The sequence below is a fragment of the Janthinobacterium sp. GW822-FHT07H11 genome, from assembly GCF_058798615.1.
Map to the genome: position 1 here is coordinate 868,793 of NZ_CM179507.1, position 17,701 is coordinate 886,493.

General features: G+C 64.3%; 16 protein-coding genes and 1 tRNA gene. 14 read left to right on the forward strand and 3 right to left on the reverse strand.

The window, feature by feature from the left end; genetic code table 11:
* Positions 1-31: 31 nt before the first annotated feature.
* Together AC3RCJ_RS03840 and mutM are read right to left on the reverse strand one after the other, a co-directional pair.
* Complete coding sequence (locus tag AC3RCJ_RS03840; protein WP_492956860.1) at positions 32-1,933, reverse strand: dynamin family protein; 1,902 nt, start codon at positions 1,931-1,933, stop codon at positions 32-34.
* A gap of 34 nt (positions 1,934-1,967) precedes the next feature.
* Positions 1,968-2,804 (reverse strand): bifunctional DNA-formamidopyrimidine glycosylase/DNA-(apurinic or apyrimidinic site) lyase, encoded by an 837-nt coding sequence (gene mutM / locus AC3RCJ_RS03845; RefSeq protein ID WP_492956859.1) that lies wholly within the window; start codon positions 2,802-2,804, stop codon positions 1,968-1,970.
* A gap of 167 nt (positions 2,805-2,971) precedes the next feature.
* Here mutM and AC3RCJ_RS03850 point away from each other — a divergent pair, with 167 nt between their 5' ends.
* From AC3RCJ_RS03850 to pth, 7 genes are all read left to right on the forward strand, one after another.
* Entirely contained in the window at positions 2,972-4,750 is a 1,779-nt protein-coding gene (locus tag AC3RCJ_RS03850) for a tetratricopeptide repeat protein (protein WP_492956858.1), read from the forward strand.
* Between the two features lie 61 nt (positions 4,751-4,811).
* Positions 4,812-5,462: an outer membrane lipoprotein LolB gene (locus AC3RCJ_RS03855; protein WP_492956857.1), complete on the forward strand. Its 651-nt coding sequence runs from the start codon at positions 4,812-4,814 to the stop codon at positions 5,460-5,462.
* Entirely contained in the window at positions 5,459-6,343 is an 885-nt protein-coding gene (ispE, locus tag AC3RCJ_RS03860) for a 4-(cytidine 5'-diphospho)-2-C-methyl-D-erythritol kinase (protein ID WP_492956856.1), read from the forward strand. Before AC3RCJ_RS03855 ends, ispE begins: the two co-directional genes overlap by 4 nt.
* An 86-nt stretch (positions 6,344-6,429) precedes the next feature.
* Positions 6,430-6,506 (forward strand) — tRNA-Gln (locus AC3RCJ_RS03865).
* 151 nt (positions 6,507-6,657) lie between these two features.
* Positions 6,658-7,608, forward strand: a complete 951-nt coding sequence (locus AC3RCJ_RS03870) for a ribose-phosphate pyrophosphokinase (protein ID WP_492956855.1) — start codon at positions 6,658-6,660, stop codon at positions 7,606-7,608.
* Positions 7,609-7,772: 164 nt separating this feature from the next.
* Positions 7,773-8,381 (forward strand): 50S ribosomal protein L25/general stress protein Ctc, encoded by a 609-nt coding sequence (locus AC3RCJ_RS03875; RefSeq protein ID WP_077408940.1) that lies wholly within the window; start codon positions 7,773-7,775, stop codon positions 8,379-8,381.
* A 115-nt stretch (positions 8,382-8,496) separates the two neighbouring features.
* The gene (pth, locus tag AC3RCJ_RS03880) at positions 8,497-9,081 is read left to right on the forward strand and encodes an aminoacyl-tRNA hydrolase (protein ID WP_071079737.1); all 585 of its coding nucleotides are present in this window, start codon (positions 8,497-8,499) and stop codon (positions 9,079-9,081) included.
* On the opposite strand, the gene AC3RCJ_RS03885 is transcribed toward pth, so the two are convergent.
* Positions 9,082-10,179, reverse strand: a complete 1,098-nt coding sequence (locus AC3RCJ_RS03885; protein WP_492956854.1) for a serine hydrolase domain-containing protein — start codon at positions 10,177-10,179, stop codon at positions 9,082-9,084.
* A 118-nt stretch (positions 10,180-10,297) separates the two neighbouring features.
* Here AC3RCJ_RS03885 and AC3RCJ_RS03890 point away from each other — a divergent pair, with 118 nt between their 5' ends.
* The 7 genes from AC3RCJ_RS03890 (at position 10,298) to AC3RCJ_RS03920 (ending at position 17,691) form a co-directional block, all read left to right on the forward strand.
* A complete protein-coding gene (locus AC3RCJ_RS03890) occupies positions 10,298-10,873 on the forward strand; it encodes a hypothetical protein (RefSeq protein ID WP_492956853.1) in 576 nt (191 codons plus the stop codon).
* Positions 10,873-11,106, forward strand: a complete 234-nt coding sequence (locus AC3RCJ_RS03895; RefSeq protein ID WP_492956852.1) for a helix-turn-helix domain-containing protein — start codon at positions 10,873-10,875, stop codon at positions 11,104-11,106. Before AC3RCJ_RS03890 ends, AC3RCJ_RS03895 begins: the two co-directional genes overlap by 1 nt.
* A gap of 151 nt (positions 11,107-11,257) precedes the next feature.
* Positions 11,258-12,349 (forward strand): redox-regulated ATPase YchF, encoded by a 1,092-nt coding sequence (ychF, locus tag AC3RCJ_RS03900; protein ID WP_492956851.1) that lies wholly within the window; start codon positions 11,258-11,260, stop codon positions 12,347-12,349.
* 223 nt (positions 12,350-12,572) lie between these two features.
* The gene (locus tag AC3RCJ_RS03905) at positions 12,573-13,091 is read left to right on the forward strand and encodes a sigma-70 family RNA polymerase sigma factor (RefSeq protein WP_492956850.1); all 519 of its coding nucleotides are present in this window, start codon (positions 12,573-12,575) and stop codon (positions 13,089-13,091) included.
* Between the two features lie 3 nt (positions 13,092-13,094).
* Positions 13,095-14,063, forward strand: a complete 969-nt coding sequence (locus AC3RCJ_RS03910; protein ID WP_492956849.1) for a FecR domain-containing protein — start codon at positions 13,095-13,097, stop codon at positions 14,061-14,063.
* Positions 14,064-14,158: 95 nt separating this feature from the next.
* A complete protein-coding gene (locus AC3RCJ_RS03915; protein WP_492956848.1) occupies positions 14,159-15,943 on the forward strand; it encodes an ABC transporter ATP-binding protein in 1,785 nt (594 codons plus the stop codon).
* Positions 15,937-17,691, forward strand: a complete 1,755-nt coding sequence (locus AC3RCJ_RS03920) for an ABC transporter ATP-binding protein (RefSeq protein ID WP_492956847.1) — start codon at positions 15,937-15,939, stop codon at positions 17,689-17,691. Before AC3RCJ_RS03915 ends, AC3RCJ_RS03920 begins: the two co-directional genes overlap by 7 nt.
* The last annotated feature ends 10 nt before the right edge of the window (positions 17,692-17,701 follow it).

Consider the following 17,701-nt stretch of genomic DNA (forward strand, 5'->3'; position numbering starts at 1 on the left):
GGGTTCCAGTGTTGTATTCAGTGCGTGGGGTTCATGCGGCGCTGGCCGAGCGCAGGGCATCGGCCAGTTGCGCCAGTTGCGCCTTGTCGCGTTCCAGCGCCGCCAGGCTGGCTTCGAAGCCGGCGATCTTCTGTTCCAGGCTGCCCGTGGCGTCGTGGATGCGCTGGATCGAGGCAAAGCGCAGTTTCAGCTGTTCCTTGTACTCGACGATCTGCGCCTCGAGCGGCGCCATGATGACTTTCAGCCAGGCGCTGGCGTCGTCGTTGGCGTTGGTGAAGCTGCGGCGCACGCGCGAGGCGATGGTGTCGAAGAATTTTTCCATCAGCACGACGCGGCTGGTGGTGAGCAGCGTCGCCGTGCCGAACTGCTTGTGGTAGACCGCTTCGATATCGGCGATCTCCTGGCGGTAGCGGGCCAGCGAAAACGGCATCGGCAAGGCCAGCGCCAGGCCATGTTCGGTGGCGAATTTTCGGTACATCACGTTCATCATTTCCGTGATCTCGGCCGTCTTGCCCTCCGAGCGGTCCAGGTTCTGGCCGATGCGTTCGAAATACTGGCGCATGGCTTCGCGCAGGCCGGTGAAAAAACGGCTGCGCTGCATGGCCGTGCGCACGGCATCGATATCGTCGCGCACGATCTCCATGCCCAGGCTCGTGTACAGCTCCGTCGACAGGCGGGTAAACACGGCGCGCGTGGCTTGCAGCTTGAACAGGCTGCTGTCGAATTCCTTCTTCTCGATATCGATGCGCCGCATCATGTGCGCGATCACGCTCTGGTTCTTGCCGCGCAGGCTGTGCAGCTCGTGCAGCTGCTCGGCGATGCCGCGTGCGCGCGCCGCCGCCTGCACCAGTTGCGCCGCTTCGATGGCGTCCAGGTCGAACGCCAGCTGGCGCCGGATGATGTCCTTGCGCGCGGGGATCAGCCCCTCGAACAGGGCCGTCTCCAGCGCCTGCAGGCGGCTCTTTTCCAGCAGCGCCGCGTCGTGGTTGATCTTGCCCACCAGGGCCTTTTGCGCGGAGACGGGAAATACCTGGCCAGCGTCCAGCGTCAACAGGTGCGCCACGCTGGCCTGCTGGCGTTCGATCGCCAGCGCCACCTCCACGTCGCCGCGCAATTCGTCCCACATGCTGTCGATCTTGTTGAGCACCACCAGGCGGCCCGCGCCGGCACCGATATGGTTGCGCCATACCTCGATGTCGCTGCGCGTGACGCCCGTGTCGGCCGCCAGGATGAACAGCACCGCGTGCGCATTCGGGATCAGGTTCAGGGTCAGTTCCGGCTCCGTGCCGATGGCGTTCAGGCCCGGCGTGTCGAGGATCACCAGGCCCTGTTTCAGCAGCGGATGGGGGAAGTTGATGATGGCGTGCCGCCACATGGAGATTTCCACCTGGCCGTCGTCGTCCACCATGGATGGCGCGTCGGCATCGTCGGCGTCGTACAGGCCGTAGCGCGCCGCTTCCTCCAGGCTGACCTTCTTCGTCAGGCTGACCTGGCGGATGGCTTCCTGCATGTCGTCTCCCGCCTCGATGTTCAGGGGCAGGACGGTCCAGGCGGCGGTCAGGTCGCGGTAGTCGCTGGTCGACAGGTTGTGTGCGCGCGTCTCGATGGGCAGCAGGCGGATCGACGGCGGCCATGCCGCGTCGTACAGCAGTTCGGTGGGGCACATGGTGGTGCGGCCCGCGCCGGACGGCAGGATGCGCTGGCCGTAGTCGGCAAAGAAAATGGCGTTGATCAGTTCGGATTTGCCGCGCGAAAATTCCGCCACGAAGGCTACCGACAGGCGGTCATCGAGCAGGCGCGATACGCAGCGGGCCAGGCGCAGCGCGGAAGCGCCATCGATCAGGCCCGCCGCGCCGGCCGCTTGCCGGTATGCCTGCAGGGCCGCCAGCACATCCTGGCGCCATGCACTGTATTGTTCCAAGTCCCTCACCATCTGGCTTCCTTTGCGTATGCGCTGTTTTTGACAGCTATTTCTGGCAATGCACGCAGTAAAACGTGGAACGCTGTCCCTGCACGATTTGCCGGATAGGCGCGCCGCACACGCGGCATGGCTTGCCCGCGCGGTTGTACGTGAAATACGTCTGCTGGAAGTAGCCGGACTGGCCGTTGACGCCGATGAAGTCGCGCAGGGTGCTGCCACCCTGGATGATGGCTTCGGCCAGCACGTCGCGGATGGCCTGCGCCAGTTTCTCGTAACGGGCCAGGCCGATGCGCCGGGCCGGCGTCTTCGGATTGATCCCCGCGCGGAACAGGCTTTCGGAACAATAGATATTGCCCACGCCGACGACGATGTCGCCCGCCATCAGCACCTGCTTGATATTGGTGCCCTTGTTGCGCGTTTTCTCGAACAGCAGTTGGCCCGTGAAGCCGCCTTCCAGCGGTTCCGTGCCCAGGCCGCGCAGCAGCGCGTGGCCGTCCAGCGGGCCGTCGGCCTCGTCGTGCCACAGCACGGCGCCGAAGCGGCGCGGGTCGGTCATGCGCAGCACCTGGCTGCCGCCGTGCGCATCTTCGACGACGAGATCGAAATGGTCGTGCTTTTGCGCCTCGGTGCCGGGCGGCAGCACGCGCAAATGGCCCGACATGCCCAGGTGGATGATCAGCGTGCCGTGGCGGAAGTGGATCAGCAGGTATTTGCCGCGCCGTCCCGTCAGGCCGATGGTCTGGCCGGACAATTGTTCGCCCAGGGCAGGGGGGAAGGGCCAGCGCAGGCCGTCGCGGCGCAGCACGACGGAGCGCACGGCGCGGCCTTCGAGATGGGGCGCGACACCGCGCCGTGTAACTTCGACTTCTGGCAATTCTGGCATAGGGCTCGAACGGATAAAAAGCGGATGAAAAACAGGCGTGTTGCCGGCCGGTGGCTGGCCCGGAGTGCCTACGTCACGCCAGCGTATATATTTCGTTACATACGTGAAGTACGCAATCTGCGGGTTGGGCGTAGAATCAAACTTTGCCGTTTAGCCAGGATCAGCCTTTGAAAAACGCTTTCGCCATTGTAACCTTGTCCGCCCTGATGGCCACGCATGCCATGGCGCAGACACCCGTCGCCCCCGCCGATGCCGCGGCAAGCCCTGCTGCGGCTGCGCCGCAGCAGGAGACCGCCCCGCAGGATGGGGCCAAGGGCGAGAGCCTGCCCAAGGTCGAACTGAGCAGCGACCTGCTGTACAAGCTGACCCGCGCGGAAATGGAATTCAAGAGCGGCCAGTGGCAAGGGCCGTACGTGACGATGATGGTGGCGGCGCAGCAGACGCGCGACCCGCGCCTGGCGCGCCGCGCTGCCGAAATGGCGCTGGCGGCCAAGCAGGGCGGCGAGGCGCTGGCGGCCATCCGCCTGTGGCGCGAGCTGGCGCCCGCATCCGACGAGGCGACGCAGTTCTTCCTCGGCTTCGTCGTCCTGACGGACAAGATCGAGGAGGCGGAGCCCATTTTCGCCGAACGCCTGGCCAATGCGCCGCCGGGCGCGCGCGGCGTGGCGCTGTTCCAGATGCAGCAGATCCTGTCACGCGCGAATGACAAGCTGTATGCGTATTCGATGGTGGTGCGCCTGGCGCAGCCCTACCTGGACATGTTCGAGGCGCACCTGGTGCTGGCGCAGGGCGCACTGTCGATCGGCGAGCGGGAACGCGCCATCGCCGAGGCGAACAAGGCCTTGCAGATGAAGCCCAACTCCGAGCTGGCCGTGCTGACCCTGGCGCAGGTGAGCGGCGAACCGGAGGCTGCGGGCAAGGTGCTGGCCGCCTTCCTCGAGAAAAATCCCGATGCGATCGAGGTGCGGGCAGCGTACGCGCGCCTGCTGGTCGAGCAAAAGCAGCTGGAGCGGGGGCGCGACCAGTTCCTGCTGCTGCTGAAAAGCGCGCCCGATAACGTCGGTGGCCTGTACGCGCTCGGCATCGTGGCGCTGCAGCTGGAAGACACCAAGGGCGCGGAACAGTACTTCAAGCGCTTCCTGGCGGTGCTCGACAAATCGCCAGGCGACGCGCGCGATCCGTTCAAGGCCCTGATGATACTGTCGCAGATCGCCGAGACGCGCGGCGACACGGCCGGCGCCATCGCCTGGCTGGACAAGGTCGACAACAGCGCCTCGGCCGGCTACTTCGACGCCCGCCTGCGGCGCGCGCAATTGATCGCCCGTGGCGGCGATCTCGATGCGGCGCGCAAGGCGCTGACGGAAATCGAAACGGACGATCCCGCCAGCCAGGCGCAGGTGCTGCTGGTCGACGCGCAATTCCTGCGCGACGCCGGCTATGTGCAAAGCGCGTACACGGTGCTGGAAAACGCGCTGCTGCGCTTCCCCGACAATCCCGAGCTGCTGTACGACTATGCCTTGCTGGCCGAGCGCCTCGACAAGCTCGACTTGATGGAAGCGAGCCTGCGCCGCGTGATGGCGCTGGCGCCCGACAACCAGCATGCGTACAACGCGCTCGGTTATTCGCTGGCCGAGCGCGGCATCCGCCTGCAGGAAGCCCACGCGCTGATCGAAAAAGCCTTGCAGATGGCGCCAGGCGACCCCTTCATCATGGATAGCATGGGCTGGGTGCAGTTCCGCATGGGTAACCTGGTTGCGGCGGAAGACGCGCTGCGCCGCGCCTACGCCGTGCGCAGCGATCCGGAAATCGCCGTCCACCTGGGCGAAGTGCTGTGGCAGAAGGGCGACAAGGCCGAAGCGCAAAAGCTGTGGCGCGCTGCGCAAAGCAAGGACCCGAAAAACGACGCGCTGAAAAGTACGCTGGCGCGCCTGAATGTCAGTTTGTGATTGTATCGATTAACTCAACTATAAAAAACCAGCGCCATGGCGCTGGTTTTTCCTTGTACCCATGTTAAAAAAACTGCTTCCCCTCGCGCTCGTCTGCCTGTCCCTCTCGGCCTGCTCGACCCTGACTTCCCCATTCTCGTCCGGCGCCGCGCCATCCGCTGACACCGTCGCCCCCTACCGCGAACAGGTCGAGCTGACGGGCCGCCTGAACGTGGTGTACCAGAAGGGCGACAAGCCCGAATCGGCCACCGTCAATTTCAACTGGCAGCAGACGGCGCAGCGCACGGACGTGACCCTGTACTCGCCCGTGGGCAGCACCCTGGCGACGATCGTCGTCACGCCGCGCGAGGCCGTGTTGACGCAGAGCGGCAAGGCGCCGCGCAGCGCGCCCGACGTCGATGCCCTGAGCGCGCAGATGCTGGGCTGGTCCTTGCCCGTGTCGGGCTTGCGCGACTGGCTGCAGGGCTATGCCGTGGGCGCCGATGGCAAGCGCTTCGTCGCTTCGCCGACCAACGACAGCGTGACGACCAAGGACGGCTGGCGCTTGCGCTATGTGTCGTGGCAAGAAGTAGGTCAAAATGCGGGCGACAATCCACCGGGCGCCTTGCCCCAACCGCGGCGTATCGATGCCGAACGCAATACCAGCGCGCAGGCCGATGCCGTGTCGCTGCGCATCGTGCTCGATCCCGCCCCATCCGCACCAGCACCATGACACTGACGACCTTGAATAACTGCCCGGCCCCGGCCAAGCTGAACCTCTTTTTGCACGTCAACGGCCGCCGCGCCGATGGCTACCATCTGCTGCAGACGGTGTTTCAATTGCTCGACCATGGCGACACCCTGCACTTCGCGCTGCGCGACGACACGGCGATTGTCCGCGTGACGGAGCTCGCTGGCGTGCCGCAGGAGCAGGACCTGATCATCCGCGCCGCCCGATTGCTGCAGGCGGAAGTGCTGCGCCGCACGGGCGCCTTGCCGCGCGGCGTCGATATCGCCATCGACAAGGTGCTGCCCATGGGCGGCGGCCTGGGGGGCGGTTCATCCGACGCGGCCACGGCGCTGATGGCGCTGAACCGCCTGTGGCAGGCGGGCTTGAGCCGCGAGGAGTTGATGGCGCTGGGCTTGCCGCTGGGCGCCGATATCCCGTTTTTCCTCTTTGGCGAAAACGCCTTTGCCGAAGGCGTGGGCGAGGCGCTGCAGCCCGTCGTCACGCCCGCATGCTGGTACGTGGTGATCGAGCCGGGCGTGCAAGTACCGACCGCCGCAATTTTTTGCGCGGAAGGCTTGACGAGGAATACCGAACCCGTCACAATAGCGGACTTTTCCAGGTGCCTCGCAGAAGGAAACGATGCGGGCGGGTTTGGAAAGAATGATTTACAGCAAGTGGCATGCAGTCTTTTCAAGCCGGTAGCAGATGCGGTAGAATGGCTGGGTGCTTACGGTGAGGCCAGGATGACTGGTTCCGGTGCTTGCGTATTTAGTGCGTTTGATAGTCAGGAAGAAGCGGATGCGGTGCTCAGCAATGTGCCACCAGTCTGGATCGCCTGGAAGGCCAAAGCGCTGAATCGCCATCCGATGCTCACGATGCTGTGAATAAAGTAGGTAGCAAAAAAGATTTTGCTTAGCGTCAAATAGTCGGTATAATACTGGCCAACATGACGGCAAGCAGTCAGTTGCGTAGGGGAATCGCCAAGCTGGTTAAGGCACTGGATTTTGATTCCAGCATGCGAAGGTTCGAATCCTTCTTCCCCTGCCACCCATTTCACCGTAGTCTGTCGATGCGAAGTTGGCGTCCAGTACGGGAAAAAGCAGATGTGTCGCTACGCGGCATATTCTAAACAGTGACTGACCGGGCTTATGCCCGGTTAGTGCTTTTCAAGACTTCTCTATCACCTCTTGGGACTCCCATGGCTTACGAAAACCTGATGGTTTTTACCGGCAACGCGAATCCAGCGTTAGCAGAGGGGGTCGCAAAAAATCTCGGCATCCCTCTCGGTAAAGCAAACGTTTCGAAATTCTCCGACGGCGAAGTAATGGTCGAGATTAACGAAAACGTGCGCGGCAAGGATGTTTTTGTTTTGCAATCCACCTGTGCTCCAACCAACGACAGCTTGATGGAAATCATGCTGATGGTTGATGCCTTGAAACGTGCTTCCGCTGGCCGCATTACCGCCGCGATTCCTTACTTCGGTTATGCCCGCCAAGACCGCCGCCCACGCTCCGCGCGTGTTGCGATCTCGGCCAAGGTGGTGGCGAACATGCTGGAAGAAGCCGGTGTCGAGCGCGTCCTGATCATGGACTTGCACGCCGACCAGATTCAAGGTTTCTTCGATATCCCAGTCGACAATATCTATGCTTCGCCAATTTTGCTGGGCGACCTGCAAAAGAAAAACTACCAGGATCTGCTGGTGGTGTCGCCGGACGTCGGCGGTGTGGTGCGCGCGCGCGCCCTGGCAAAACGCCTGGGCTGCGACCTGGCCATCATCGACAAGCGCCGTCCAAAAGCGAACGTGTCCGAAGTGATGAACATCATCGGCGAAGTCGAAGGCCGCAACTGCGTGATCATGGATGACATGGTCGACACGGCGGGTACCCTGACCAAGGCCGCCGAAGTGCTTAAAGAGCGCGGCGCGAAAAAAGTCGTGGCATATTGCACGCACCCGGTGTTGTCCGGCCCGGCGATCGACCGTATTTCGGCCTCGCCACTCGACGAACTGGTCGTGACCGACACCATTCCCCTGTCCGAAGCGGCCCTGGCCTGCGGCAAGATCCGTCAATTGACGTGCGCGCCGCTGCTGGCCGAGACGTTCAAGCGCATCATCAAGGGTGATTCGGTGATCTCTCTCTTTATCGATTGATTCGGTAAATAGAAACAGACGTAATGCCTGCGGCGCGACCGGCTTTTTGCCTGTTGCGCCGCAGTGTTTTAGTTTTCGGGGTGTTTTCACCCATTTTCGAGGACTCCTGGTCGCGGGAGTCCTCATAACACAAGGCGCAAGCCTTGTTCTTCTTGGAGTTTCACATGAAAGTTATCGCATTTAAACGCGAATTGCAAGGTTCCGGAGCGAGCCGCCGCCTGCGCATTTCCGGCCAAACCCCTGGTATCGTCTACGGTGGCGCTGAAGCCCCGGTGCTGATCTCGCTGGATCACAACGCGCTGTACCACGCGCTGAAAAAAGAAGTGTTCCACTCGTCGATCCTGGATCTGGAAATCGACGGCGTTTCCCAGCAAGTGCTGTTGCGCGACTTCCAAGTCCACGCATACAAACAACTGGTTCTGCACGCTGACTTCCAACGCGTTGACGCTAAGCAAGCTATCCACGTGAAAGTTGCTCTGCACTTCACGAACGCTGACGTTTCCCCAGCAGTCAAACTGCACGGCGCGACCATCAGCCACGTCGCCAACGAAATCGAAGTATCGTGCCTGCCAGGCCAACTGCCAGAATTCATCAACGTTGACCTGTCGAACATCGACGTCGGTCACTCGCTGCACGTAGGCGACCTGGTCCTGCCAGCTGGCGTGACCGCTGTCACCCACGGCGCCAACCTGACCATCGCTACCGCTTCGGTACCAGCTGGCCACGTTGCTGCTGAAGCCGCTGCTGCTGAAGTTGTTGCTGACAAGAAGTAATTCTGCGGCCGCAGCAATGCGGTAGTTGCAAGGAAAAACCCGCCAGGTTCGCCGCGCGGGTTTTTTTCCGCCTGTTTTCACCGATAATGCCTTCTTTTACATTGCAGACACAGCCATGCCCATACGCCTGATCGTCGGCCTCGGCAATCCGGGACCCGAATACGAACAAACCCGCCACAATGCCGGCTTCTGGCTGGTGGACAATCTTGCCAACAGCTTGCCCGGTACGCGCTTGCAGCGCGATTCGCGCTACAACGCCATGCTGGCGAAAACCTCGATCGCCGGCAAGGAAGTCTGGCTGCTCGAACCGCTGACCTTCATGAACCGCTCGGGCCAGTCCGTGGGCGCGCTGGCGCGCTTCTTCAAGATCGCCGCCGATGAAGTGCTCGTCGTGCACGATGAACTGGACTTGATGCCCGGCATCGCGCGCCTGAAGAAGGGCGGCTCGGCAGGCGGCCACAATGGCTTGAAGGACATCACGGCCGCGCTGGGCACGCAGGATTACTGGCGCTTGCGCCTGGGCATCGGCCATCCGCGCACCCTGAGCCTGCAGCAGCAGGTGGCCGACTTCGTGCTGCACCGCCCGCGCCGCGAAGACCAGGAACTGATCGAGCAAGCGATAGAAAAATCCCTGCAAGTCATGCCGCAGATCGTCGAAGGCAAGTTCGAGGCGGCCACGATGAAGCTGCATACAGCGTAATTATTGCCCCGCCTTGCCGAAGCCGGCCATGATGGTTTTCGCCATCTGCTGCTGGCTGGCCTGGGTGCTGCTGCCTTCGCCGGCGTTGGCGGCGATCAGCAAGCCGTCGCCGCTGCCGGGCGCCAGCGCGATCAGCGCGTGCCAATAGCCGTTCGAGCCCAGGTGCGTGAGCACGCGCTGCGGCGCCTGCGGCGGAAAGTGCATCACGCCCCAGCCCAGGGCCGCATTCGTCTCGCCCTGCGCCGTATGCAGCAAGACATACGTTTCTTTCTTCAGCAGCTTGCCCTTGCCCTGCTCGCCGTGCAGTTGATCAAGCGCAAACTTGGCCCAATCTTGCATGCTCAGCTGAATTTCCCCGTCGGGCGCCATCATCAGCGGATTGCTGGCCATCAAGCCGGCGATCGGCTTGCCTTCCTTGTGCCCCAGGTTCTGCCCGCGCACGGTGGGGCCGAAGGCGGCCCGCATGCCCAGCGGGCCGAACACTTCCGCCTGCATCAGTTCCTCATACGTCTTGCCCGTGACGCGTTCGGCGATGGCGGCGGCGATCATGGCGCCGCTGTTCGAGTAATGCGATTCGCCGCGCGGCGCGGCCACGGGCGCGTCGGCCAGCGCGCGCTGCGCGTATTCCAGGCGCAGCAGCGGCAACGGGCGCGTGTCCGTGTAGGTGGAATTGATCCATGCCTCGTCGGGATTGGGTGGCAGGCCGGCGCGGTGCGCCAGCAGATCCGCCAGGTTGACGTCGCGATATTCGGCGCGCATGCCGGCACTGAGCGCGGGCAGCATGCTGGACAGCGGCGCGTCCCACGCCAGCACGCCCCGTTCCACCAGCCGTGCGATCAGCGTCACCGTCATGGCCTTGCCGTTGGAGCCGATATTCCACACGTCATCGGCGCGCACGGCATCGTGGCCGTCATTGGCCCGTACGCCCGCTTGCGCTTGCGCATCGATCTTGCCGTCGCGGATCACGAGTAGGGCCATGGCCGGCACGCTCCTGTCGGCCAGCGCCTGCTGCAGCATGGCGTTCAAGTCATGGGCGCGGGCGGTGCCGCCAAGCAAGATGGCGGTGCTGCAAACGAGTGCGGCAAGCAGGGTTTTCATGGTGTCTCCAGTCGATAGGGTAGGGGGAACATGCTAAAATGGTCGCAAAACATGATTTAATTATTGTTTTACGATAATTTATTCTAACAACACTTTCCGCATCCGTATACTTTTGAATATGAAAAAAAATCAAGCGGGGCCGGCGGCGCTGAGCCGGCGCGTGCGCCACGGCATCTCGGCATTCTTTCTGCTGTACCTGCTGCTGACGGTGCTGGGCTGGCTGGCGCCCGCCCCGGCCGTGCAGGGAGCGGTCGGCGGCGCCGGCGTGTATGAACTGCTGTTGCAATTGCAAAGCCAGCCATTCGAGCGCCTGGCCGCGATGCCCGTGTGGCAGCGGGGGCTGGGCCTGGCGCTGGCCTTGCCTGCCCTGTGCGTGCTGGGCGACGCCGTGCGCCAGCTGGCCCTCGTCTTGCGCCAGTTCGAGCAGGGCGTGTACTTCACGCCGCAGGTGGCGCGCCAGTTTCGCCGCTTCGCCGGTGGCTTGCTGCTGGGAACAGTGTTGACCTTGCTGGAACCGACCGTGCGCGGCATGCTGTTTGGCTTGCTGGAAGAGGGGACGCGTCAGCTGCGCCTGGTCATCGACATCACGGGCGGCGACCTGTGGACCTTGCTGCTGTGTTCAGTTTTCTTTGCGCTGGCGCAAATCCTGCATGAAGGCCAGAGATTGGCCGAAGAAAACAGCGGGTTCATCTGATGGGCATCGTCGTGCGGCTCGACCTGGTACTGGCCAGGAAAAAAGTGAAATCGAAAGAACTGGCTGCCTTTGTCGGCATCACGGAACAGAACCTGTCCCTCTTGAAATCGGGCAAGGTGCGTGGCGTGCGTTTCGACACCCTGTCGAAAATCTGCGAAATGCTCGAATGCCAGCCCGGCGACATCCTGGAATTCGACGCGTCGCAGCCGGACGACGGGGATGGCGACAATTAGCGTCGCCGGGGCGGTTTTTTGGAAGAGTAGGGTGCATAGAGGTACAATTGACCCTTAGAGCATGAATACAGCAAGATTATCCAGAAAACGCCCGCAACGGCCGTTTTGCACCAGCCGCTTGCCGGCAATATTGATTATTTAAAGGTTTTCCATGAGTCTCCAATGCGGTATCGTCGGCTTGCCGAACGTCGGCAAGTCCACCCTGTTCAATGCACTGACGAAAGCCGGCATCCCGGCTGAAAACTATCCGTTCTGCACCATCGAGCCCAACGTCGGCGTCGTCGAAGTGCCGGATCCGCGCATGGCCGCGCTGGCCGAGATCGTCAAGCCGGAACGCATGGTCAACGCCATCGTGGAATTCGTCGACATCGCCGGCCTGGTGGCCGGTGCATCGAAGGGCGAGGGCCTGGGTAACCAGTTCCTGTCGCACATCCGCGAAACGGACGCCATCGTCAACGTCGTGCGCTGCTTCGAAGATGACAACGTCATCCACGTGGCCGGCAAGATCAATCCGCTCGACGATATCGAAGTCATCCAGACCGAACTGGCGCTGGCCGACATGGGCACCGTGGAAAAAGCCATCCACCGCGAAAACAAGAAAGCCCGCTCGGGCGACAAGGATGCGGCCAAGCTGCTGGCCATCATGGAACGCATGATGCCGTACCTGAACGATGCCAAGCCCGTGCGTGCCATGGGCCTGGACGCCGATGAAATGGAACTGATCAAGCCTTTGTGCCTGATCACGGCCAAGCCGGCCATGTTCGTGGCCAACGTGTCCGACACGGGCTTCACGAATAACCCGCTGCTGGACCAGCTGACCGCGTATGCGCAATCGCAAAACGCCCCCATCGTCGCCATCTGCGCGGCGCTGGAAGCGGAAATCGCCGACCTCGACGACGCCGACAAGGGCGCTTTCCTGGCCGACATGGGCATGGAAGAGCCGGGCCTGGACCGCCTGATCCGCGGCGCCTACAAGCTGCTGGGCCTGCAAACCTACTTCACGGCAGGCGTGAAGGAAGTGCGCGCCTGGACCATCCACGTGGGCGACACGGCGCCACAGGCAGCCGGCGTGATCCACACCGACTTCGAACGCGGCTTCATCCGCGCGCAAACCATCGCCTATGACGACTTCATCGCCTACAAGGGCGAAGCGGGCGCCAAGGAAGCAGGCAAGATGCGCGCCGAAGGCAAGGAATACGTGGTCAAGGATGGCGACGTGCTGAACTTCCTGTTCAACGTCTGATCCCGACCTGGCCCCATGCGGGGCTGCAACGAACCCTGCAAGTCATTGATTTGCAGGGTTTTTTATTGCCCGTTTGCTTGGCCGCATCGGCTTGCCTTGGCATGCGGCGCGTTCCGGGCAGGACGGTTGCGCCTGTCTTGCTTTTTCCTATACAATGAGAATAATTCTCATTTATATTGATGCGCCCGCCGTCTCGCTGGCCATCCGCCACAGGAAGGGTATCGTGAGCACCGCCGAGTCAGCGCTTCAGCAGCAAGTGAGCAGTCTGTATACCGACCACCATGGCTGGCTGCGGGGTTTGCTGCGCCGCAAGCTGGGCAATGCCTTCGATGCGGCCGACCTGGCGCACGACGTGTACCTGCACCTGATGAAGACGGGGCGCGTGCCGCCGGCCGGGGAATCGCGGCGCCACCTGACGCAGATCGCCAACGGCATGGTCATCGACCTGTACCGCCGCCGCCAGATCGAGGCGGCCTACCTGGAAGTGCTGGCCCTGGCGCCAGAAGCGCTGGCGCCGTCCGGGGAAGAGCGCGCGCTGGTGCTCGAAGCGCTGGCGCACATCGACGCCGTGCTGCACCGGCTGCCGGCCAAGGCGCGCACGGCATTGCTGCTATGCAAGCTCGATGGCCTGAGCTACCGCGATATCGCCGCCGAACTGCAGGTGTCCGTCTCGTCCGTGGAAAAATACATCGCCGCCGGCCTGCTGGCCTGCTACCAGGCCCTGCATGGGCAGGACGCCTGAGCCATGGAAGTGGTGATTGCACCGGCCATCGTCCAGCAGGCGGCCCAGTGGATGGCGCGCCTGTGGTCCGACGATGCCAGCGACGAGGACCAGGCCGATTGCGCCCGCTGGCGCGCGGCCCATCCGCACCACGACCTCGCCTGGCAGCGCCTGCAGGCGTTCGAAGGCAAGCTGCACAGCGTGCCGCGCGACGTGGCCCGCCATGCGCTGCGCGAATCGGCCCCGGCCGCCTACCTGAACCGTCGCCGCGCCCTGACACTGCTGGCCGTGCTGCTGCCCGTGGGCGGCATGCTGTATGCGGCGCGCGGCACGGATGCCTGGCAAGTGGCGACGGCCGGCCATGGCACGGGGACCGGCGAGATCCGCGAGATTACCTTGCCTGACGGCACGCGCGTGATGCTGGCCTCGGCTTCCGCCATCGACGTGCGCTTCGACGCCGGCGAGCGCCTGCTGGTCTTGCGCGCCGGCGAAATCCTCGTCACCACGGCCCGCGATCCCGATCCTGCGCAGCGGCCGTTCCGCGTGCAGGGCCGCCACGGCACGGTACGGGCGCTCGGTACGCGTTTTACCTTGCGGCAAGACGAACACACGTCGCGCGTGGCCGTCTTCGAAGGCGCCGTCGAGATACGCCTCGCGCATGCGCCCGGCAACGCCGTGGGCGTCGCCACGGGCTACGGCGCCATCTTCTCGGCCGACATCGTGCAATCGGCCGCCCCCGTGCCGGCCAGCGCGGCGGCCTGGACGAAGGGCGTGCTGGTGGCCGACAACATGCGCCTCGATGAGCTGCTGGCCGAACTGGCCCGCTACCGGCCCGGCCTGCTGCGCTGCGATCCGGCCGTGGCCGGCTTGACGGTCAACGGGGTGTTTTCCCTACGCGACACGGACCGCGCGCTGCACAACCTGGCGCTGGCCTTGCCGGTGCGGATCGTTGCGCGCACGCGCTTTTGGGTCACGGTACAAGCGGCAGCCTGACAATATTGCGGGCCCGATTGAGGGTTTTGTCATCTCGTTCGGGATATAGGGTGAGAGCCACTCTTTTCTTCTGACACCATGCCTGTCCTTTTTTCATGAGCACCCATGACGCGGCCCCGGCCGACTCCAAGCAAGCCGGCCCGATCCGTCGGATACTGCATCCCATCCGCGGGCGCCTGATCGCCGCCGCCATGCTGGCCGCCAGCGGTTCCATGCTGACCCTGGTGCCGCTGGCGGGCATCGCGCACGTCGCCCAAATCGCCCTGGACCCTGCGCTGGCGCAAGATGAGCTCTGGCCCACCATCATCGCCAGCGTCGCTTGCCTGTTTGCCGGCATGGCGCTGATGTCGCTGGGCGAACTGGCCGCCCACCTGGCCGACAACCGCCTTACCCACCAGCTGCGCCTGCAAACGATGCAGCGCCTGGGGCAGGTGCCGCTGGGCTGGTTCACCAGCCGGGCCTCGGGCGAGGTCAAGCAGGCGATGCAGGACGACATCAACACCCTGCACAGCCTCACCGCGCACTTTTATACGACGACGGGACGGGCCGTGGGCGCCATCGCCGTGTCCGTCATGTATCTGTTCGCCATGGACTGGCGCCTGGCCCTCATCGCGATATTACCGTTTCCCGGTTTTTTCCTGTTCTTCGGCCGCGCCATGAAGGCCAGCAGCGGCAACATGGCGCAATTCGTCGCCGGCATGGGACGCATCAACAATGCCGTGGTGGAGTTCGTCAACGGCATTCCCGTGGTCAAGGCCTTCGGCGCCACGGGACGCGCGCACGGCAGCTACCGCGCGGCCGTCGACTCTTTTGCCGATGCATTTGCTGCCTTCACGCGGCCGTTGGTCGGTTCGATGGCCAATGCCAATGCGCTGATCGCCCCCGTCGCCGTGCTGGGCGTGGTGGTGCTGGCCGGTACCGTGTTCGTGGCGCTGGGAGCGATGGCGCCCGTGGACGTGCTGCCGTTCGCCCTGGTGGCGCCCGGCATTTCCGCACCGATGCTGCTGCTCCATTACCTGACGCACGACCTCAATAACGCCACCGGCGCGGCCCAGCGCGTACTGGCCTTGCTCGATACGCCCGTGCTGGCGCAGCCTGCCCCCGGCCAGCAGCAGTTGCCGAACGGCACGGAGATCCGCATGGAAGGCGTCGGCTACGCCTACGACGGGCAGAACAAGGTGTTGTCCGGCATCAATTTGACCTTGCGCCCCGGTACGGTGACGGCCATCGTCGGCGCTTCCGGTTCCGGCAAATCGACGCTGGCGCGGCTGCTGCTGCGCTTTTTCGACCCGACCGAGGGGCGCATCACCGTCGGCGGCGTCGATCTGCGGCATATCGCCACGCCCGAGCTGTACCGGCGCATCGGTTTCGTGCTGCAGGAAGTGCGCTTGATCCACGCCAGCGTGCGCGAAAACATCGGGCTGGGCCGGCCATCGGCCAGCGCGCACGAGGTCGAAGAGGCGGCGCGCCTGGCGAACATCCACGAGCGCATCCTGGCCTTGCCACGCGGCTACGATTCCGTCATCGGCGAGGATGCACAGCTGTCCGGCGGCGAACTGCAGCGCGTGAGCATCGCCCGCGCCGTGCTGCTCGATCCGGCCGTGCTGGTGCTCGACGAAGCGACGGCCGCGGCCGACGCGGCAAACGAAGTGGCGATCCAGGACGCGTTGTCGCGCTTTGCCCAAGGCCGCACCTTGCTGGTGATCGCCCACCGGCTCGACACCATCATGCATGCCGACCACATCGTCGTGCTTGACAACGGCGCCATCGCCGAGCAGGGCAGCCATGCCGGCTTGCTTGCAGACAAGGGCCGCTACGCGCAACTGTGGGCGCTGGGCGGCTATCAGGATTCCCCGGAAGAAACGGTGCTGCCATGCTGAAGACCTTCATTCAACTGCTGGGCGACGATGCGCCCGTGTTCCGCCGCTACTGTGCCATGGCGCTCGCGTATGGCGTGCTCAGCGGCTTGACGATCACGGCGCTGGTGCTGGCCCTGGGCCGCCTGCTGGGTGGCGACGCGGGCGGCGCGGCCCTGTGGCTGCTGGTGCTGCTGGCCGGGCTGGTCGCTTGCTGGGGCTGGCGGCGCCAGGTGGAAAAGGCGGGCGTGCGCGTGGGCGTGACGGTGCTGCAAGGGGCGCGCCAGCGCCTGGGCGACCACGTGGCGCGCCTGCCCGTCGGCTGGTTTACGCCGGAGAACACGGCGAAACTGGGTCACCTCATCACGCAGGGCATGATGAACGTGGCCCAGCTGCCGGCCCACGTATTGACGCCCGTGATCTGCGGCGCCGTCACGCCCGTGGTGCTGCTGGCCGCGCTGTTCGTACTGCACTGGCAGCTGGGCGTGGTTGCGCTGCTGGCGCTGCCCCTGCTGGCCGGCGCCCTGCGGCTCACGGCACACCTGGGCCAGCGCGCCGACGACGCCTATCACCACCATTTTGCCCAGACCAGCCAGCGGCTGGTTGAGTTTGCGCAAGCGCAATCCGTCTTGCGCGCATTCGGCGGTGACGGCACGCGTTTCCTGCAGCAAGCCATCGACGGGCAGCGCCACGCGGGCACGCGGCTGATCTATCTGTCGGCCTTGTCGTCGGTGCTCAATGCCTGGACCGTGCAAGCGATCTTTGCCGCCTTGCTGGCCGCCGCCGCGCTGTGGCTCAAGGGCTTGCTGGGCGGTGCAGCCGTTGCGGAAGATGCCGTCGCCGTCATCGTGGCCTTGCTGCTGGTGGTGCGCTTTGTCGATCCGCTGCAGGAAGTGGCCAGCTACGGCGAAGTGTTGCGCGGCGCGCGCGGGCCGCTCGATGCGGCGCGCGATATTTTTGCCGTGCAGCCCCTGCCGGAAGCACGCCAGCCGCAAGCGCCGCGCGACGGCGCGGTCGAGCTGCGCCATGTGCATTTCCGCTATGCAGACGATCAGCCCGACGTATTGACGGATATCAACCTGCAGATTGCGCCGGGCAGCATGACGGCGCTGATCGGCGCTTCCGGCTCCGGCAAGACGACCCTGGTGCGCCTGATCGCGCGTTTCTTTGACGCCAGTGCAGGCGCGGTGCTGGTGGGCGGCGTCGACGTGCGGCACATGTCCAGCGAACAATTGGCGGGCCAGATCAGCCAGATCTTCCAGGACAGTTATCTGTTCCAGGGCAGCATCGCCGACAATATCCGTCTCGGCAAGCCCGGCGCCAGCGATGCCGAGGTGCTGGACGCGGCGCGCCAGGCGGGCGTGGCCGAGATCATCGCCCGCCTGCCGCAGGGCCTCGATACCCCCGTGGGCGAGGGCGGCGCGCGCCTGTCTGGCGGCGAACGCCAGCGCATCGCGATTGCCCGCGCACTGGTCAAGGACGCGCCGATTTTGTTGGTCGACGAGGCGACGGCCGCGCTCGACGCGGAAAACCAGGCCGCCATCGCCGAGGCGCTGGCGCGGCTGCGCGGCAAGCGCACGGTGATCGTCATCGCCCACCAGTTGTCGACCATCGCCATGGCTGACCGGATCGTCGTGCTCGATGGCGGCGTGCTGCGCGAGCAGGGCGCGCCAGCCACCTTGCGCGCACAGGGCGGCCTGTATGCGCACTTCCTGGCCCAGCGCCAGGCGGCCAAGGGCTGGCGCATCGCCGCGCCCGCGCGCCAGCCTTGAACGGGATGAC

Bases quoted from the DNA above. Each gene is read 5' to 3' on its own strand.
- AC3RCJ_RS03840 (WP_492956860.1), bottom strand. From the start codon at position 1,933: ATGGTGAGGGACTTGGAACAATACAGTGCATGGCGCCAGGATGTGCTG.
- mutM (WP_492956859.1), bottom strand. From the start codon at position 2,804: ATGCCAGAATTGCCAGAAGTCGAAGTTACACGGCGCGGTGTCGCGCCC.
- AC3RCJ_RS03855 (WP_492956857.1), top strand. From the start codon at position 4,812: ATGTTAAAAAAACTGCTTCCCCTCGCGCTCGTCTGCCTGTCCCTCTCG.
- ispE (WP_492956856.1), top strand. From the start codon at position 5,459: ATGACACTGACGACCTTGAATAACTGCCCGGCCCCGGCCAAGCTGAAC.
- AC3RCJ_RS03870 (WP_492956855.1), top strand. From the start codon at position 6,658: ATGGCTTACGAAAACCTGATGGTTTTTACCGGCAACGCGAATCCAGCG.
- AC3RCJ_RS03875 (WP_077408940.1), top strand. From the start codon at position 7,773: ATGAAAGTTATCGCATTTAAACGCGAATTGCAAGGTTCCGGAGCGAGC.
- pth (WP_071079737.1), top strand. From the start codon at position 8,497: ATGCCCATACGCCTGATCGTCGGCCTCGGCAATCCGGGACCCGAATAC.
- AC3RCJ_RS03885 (WP_492956854.1), bottom strand. From the start codon at position 10,179: ATGAAAACCCTGCTTGCCGCACTCGTTTGCAGCACCGCCATCTTGCTT.
- AC3RCJ_RS03890 (WP_492956853.1), top strand. From the start codon at position 10,298: ATGAAAAAAAATCAAGCGGGGCCGGCGGCGCTGAGCCGGCGCGTGCGC.
- AC3RCJ_RS03895 (WP_492956852.1), top strand. From the start codon at position 10,873: ATGGGCATCGTCGTGCGGCTCGACCTGGTACTGGCCAGGAAAAAAGTG.
- ychF (WP_492956851.1), top strand. From the start codon at position 11,258: ATGAGTCTCCAATGCGGTATCGTCGGCTTGCCGAACGTCGGCAAGTCC.
- AC3RCJ_RS03910 (WP_492956849.1), top strand. From the start codon at position 13,095: ATGGAAGTGGTGATTGCACCGGCCATCGTCCAGCAGGCGGCCCAGTGG.
- AC3RCJ_RS03915 (WP_492956848.1), top strand. From the start codon at position 14,159: ATGAGCACCCATGACGCGGCCCCGGCCGACTCCAAGCAAGCCGGCCCG.
- AC3RCJ_RS03920 (WP_492956847.1), top strand. From the start codon at position 15,937: ATGCTGAAGACCTTCATTCAACTGCTGGGCGACGATGCGCCCGTGTTC.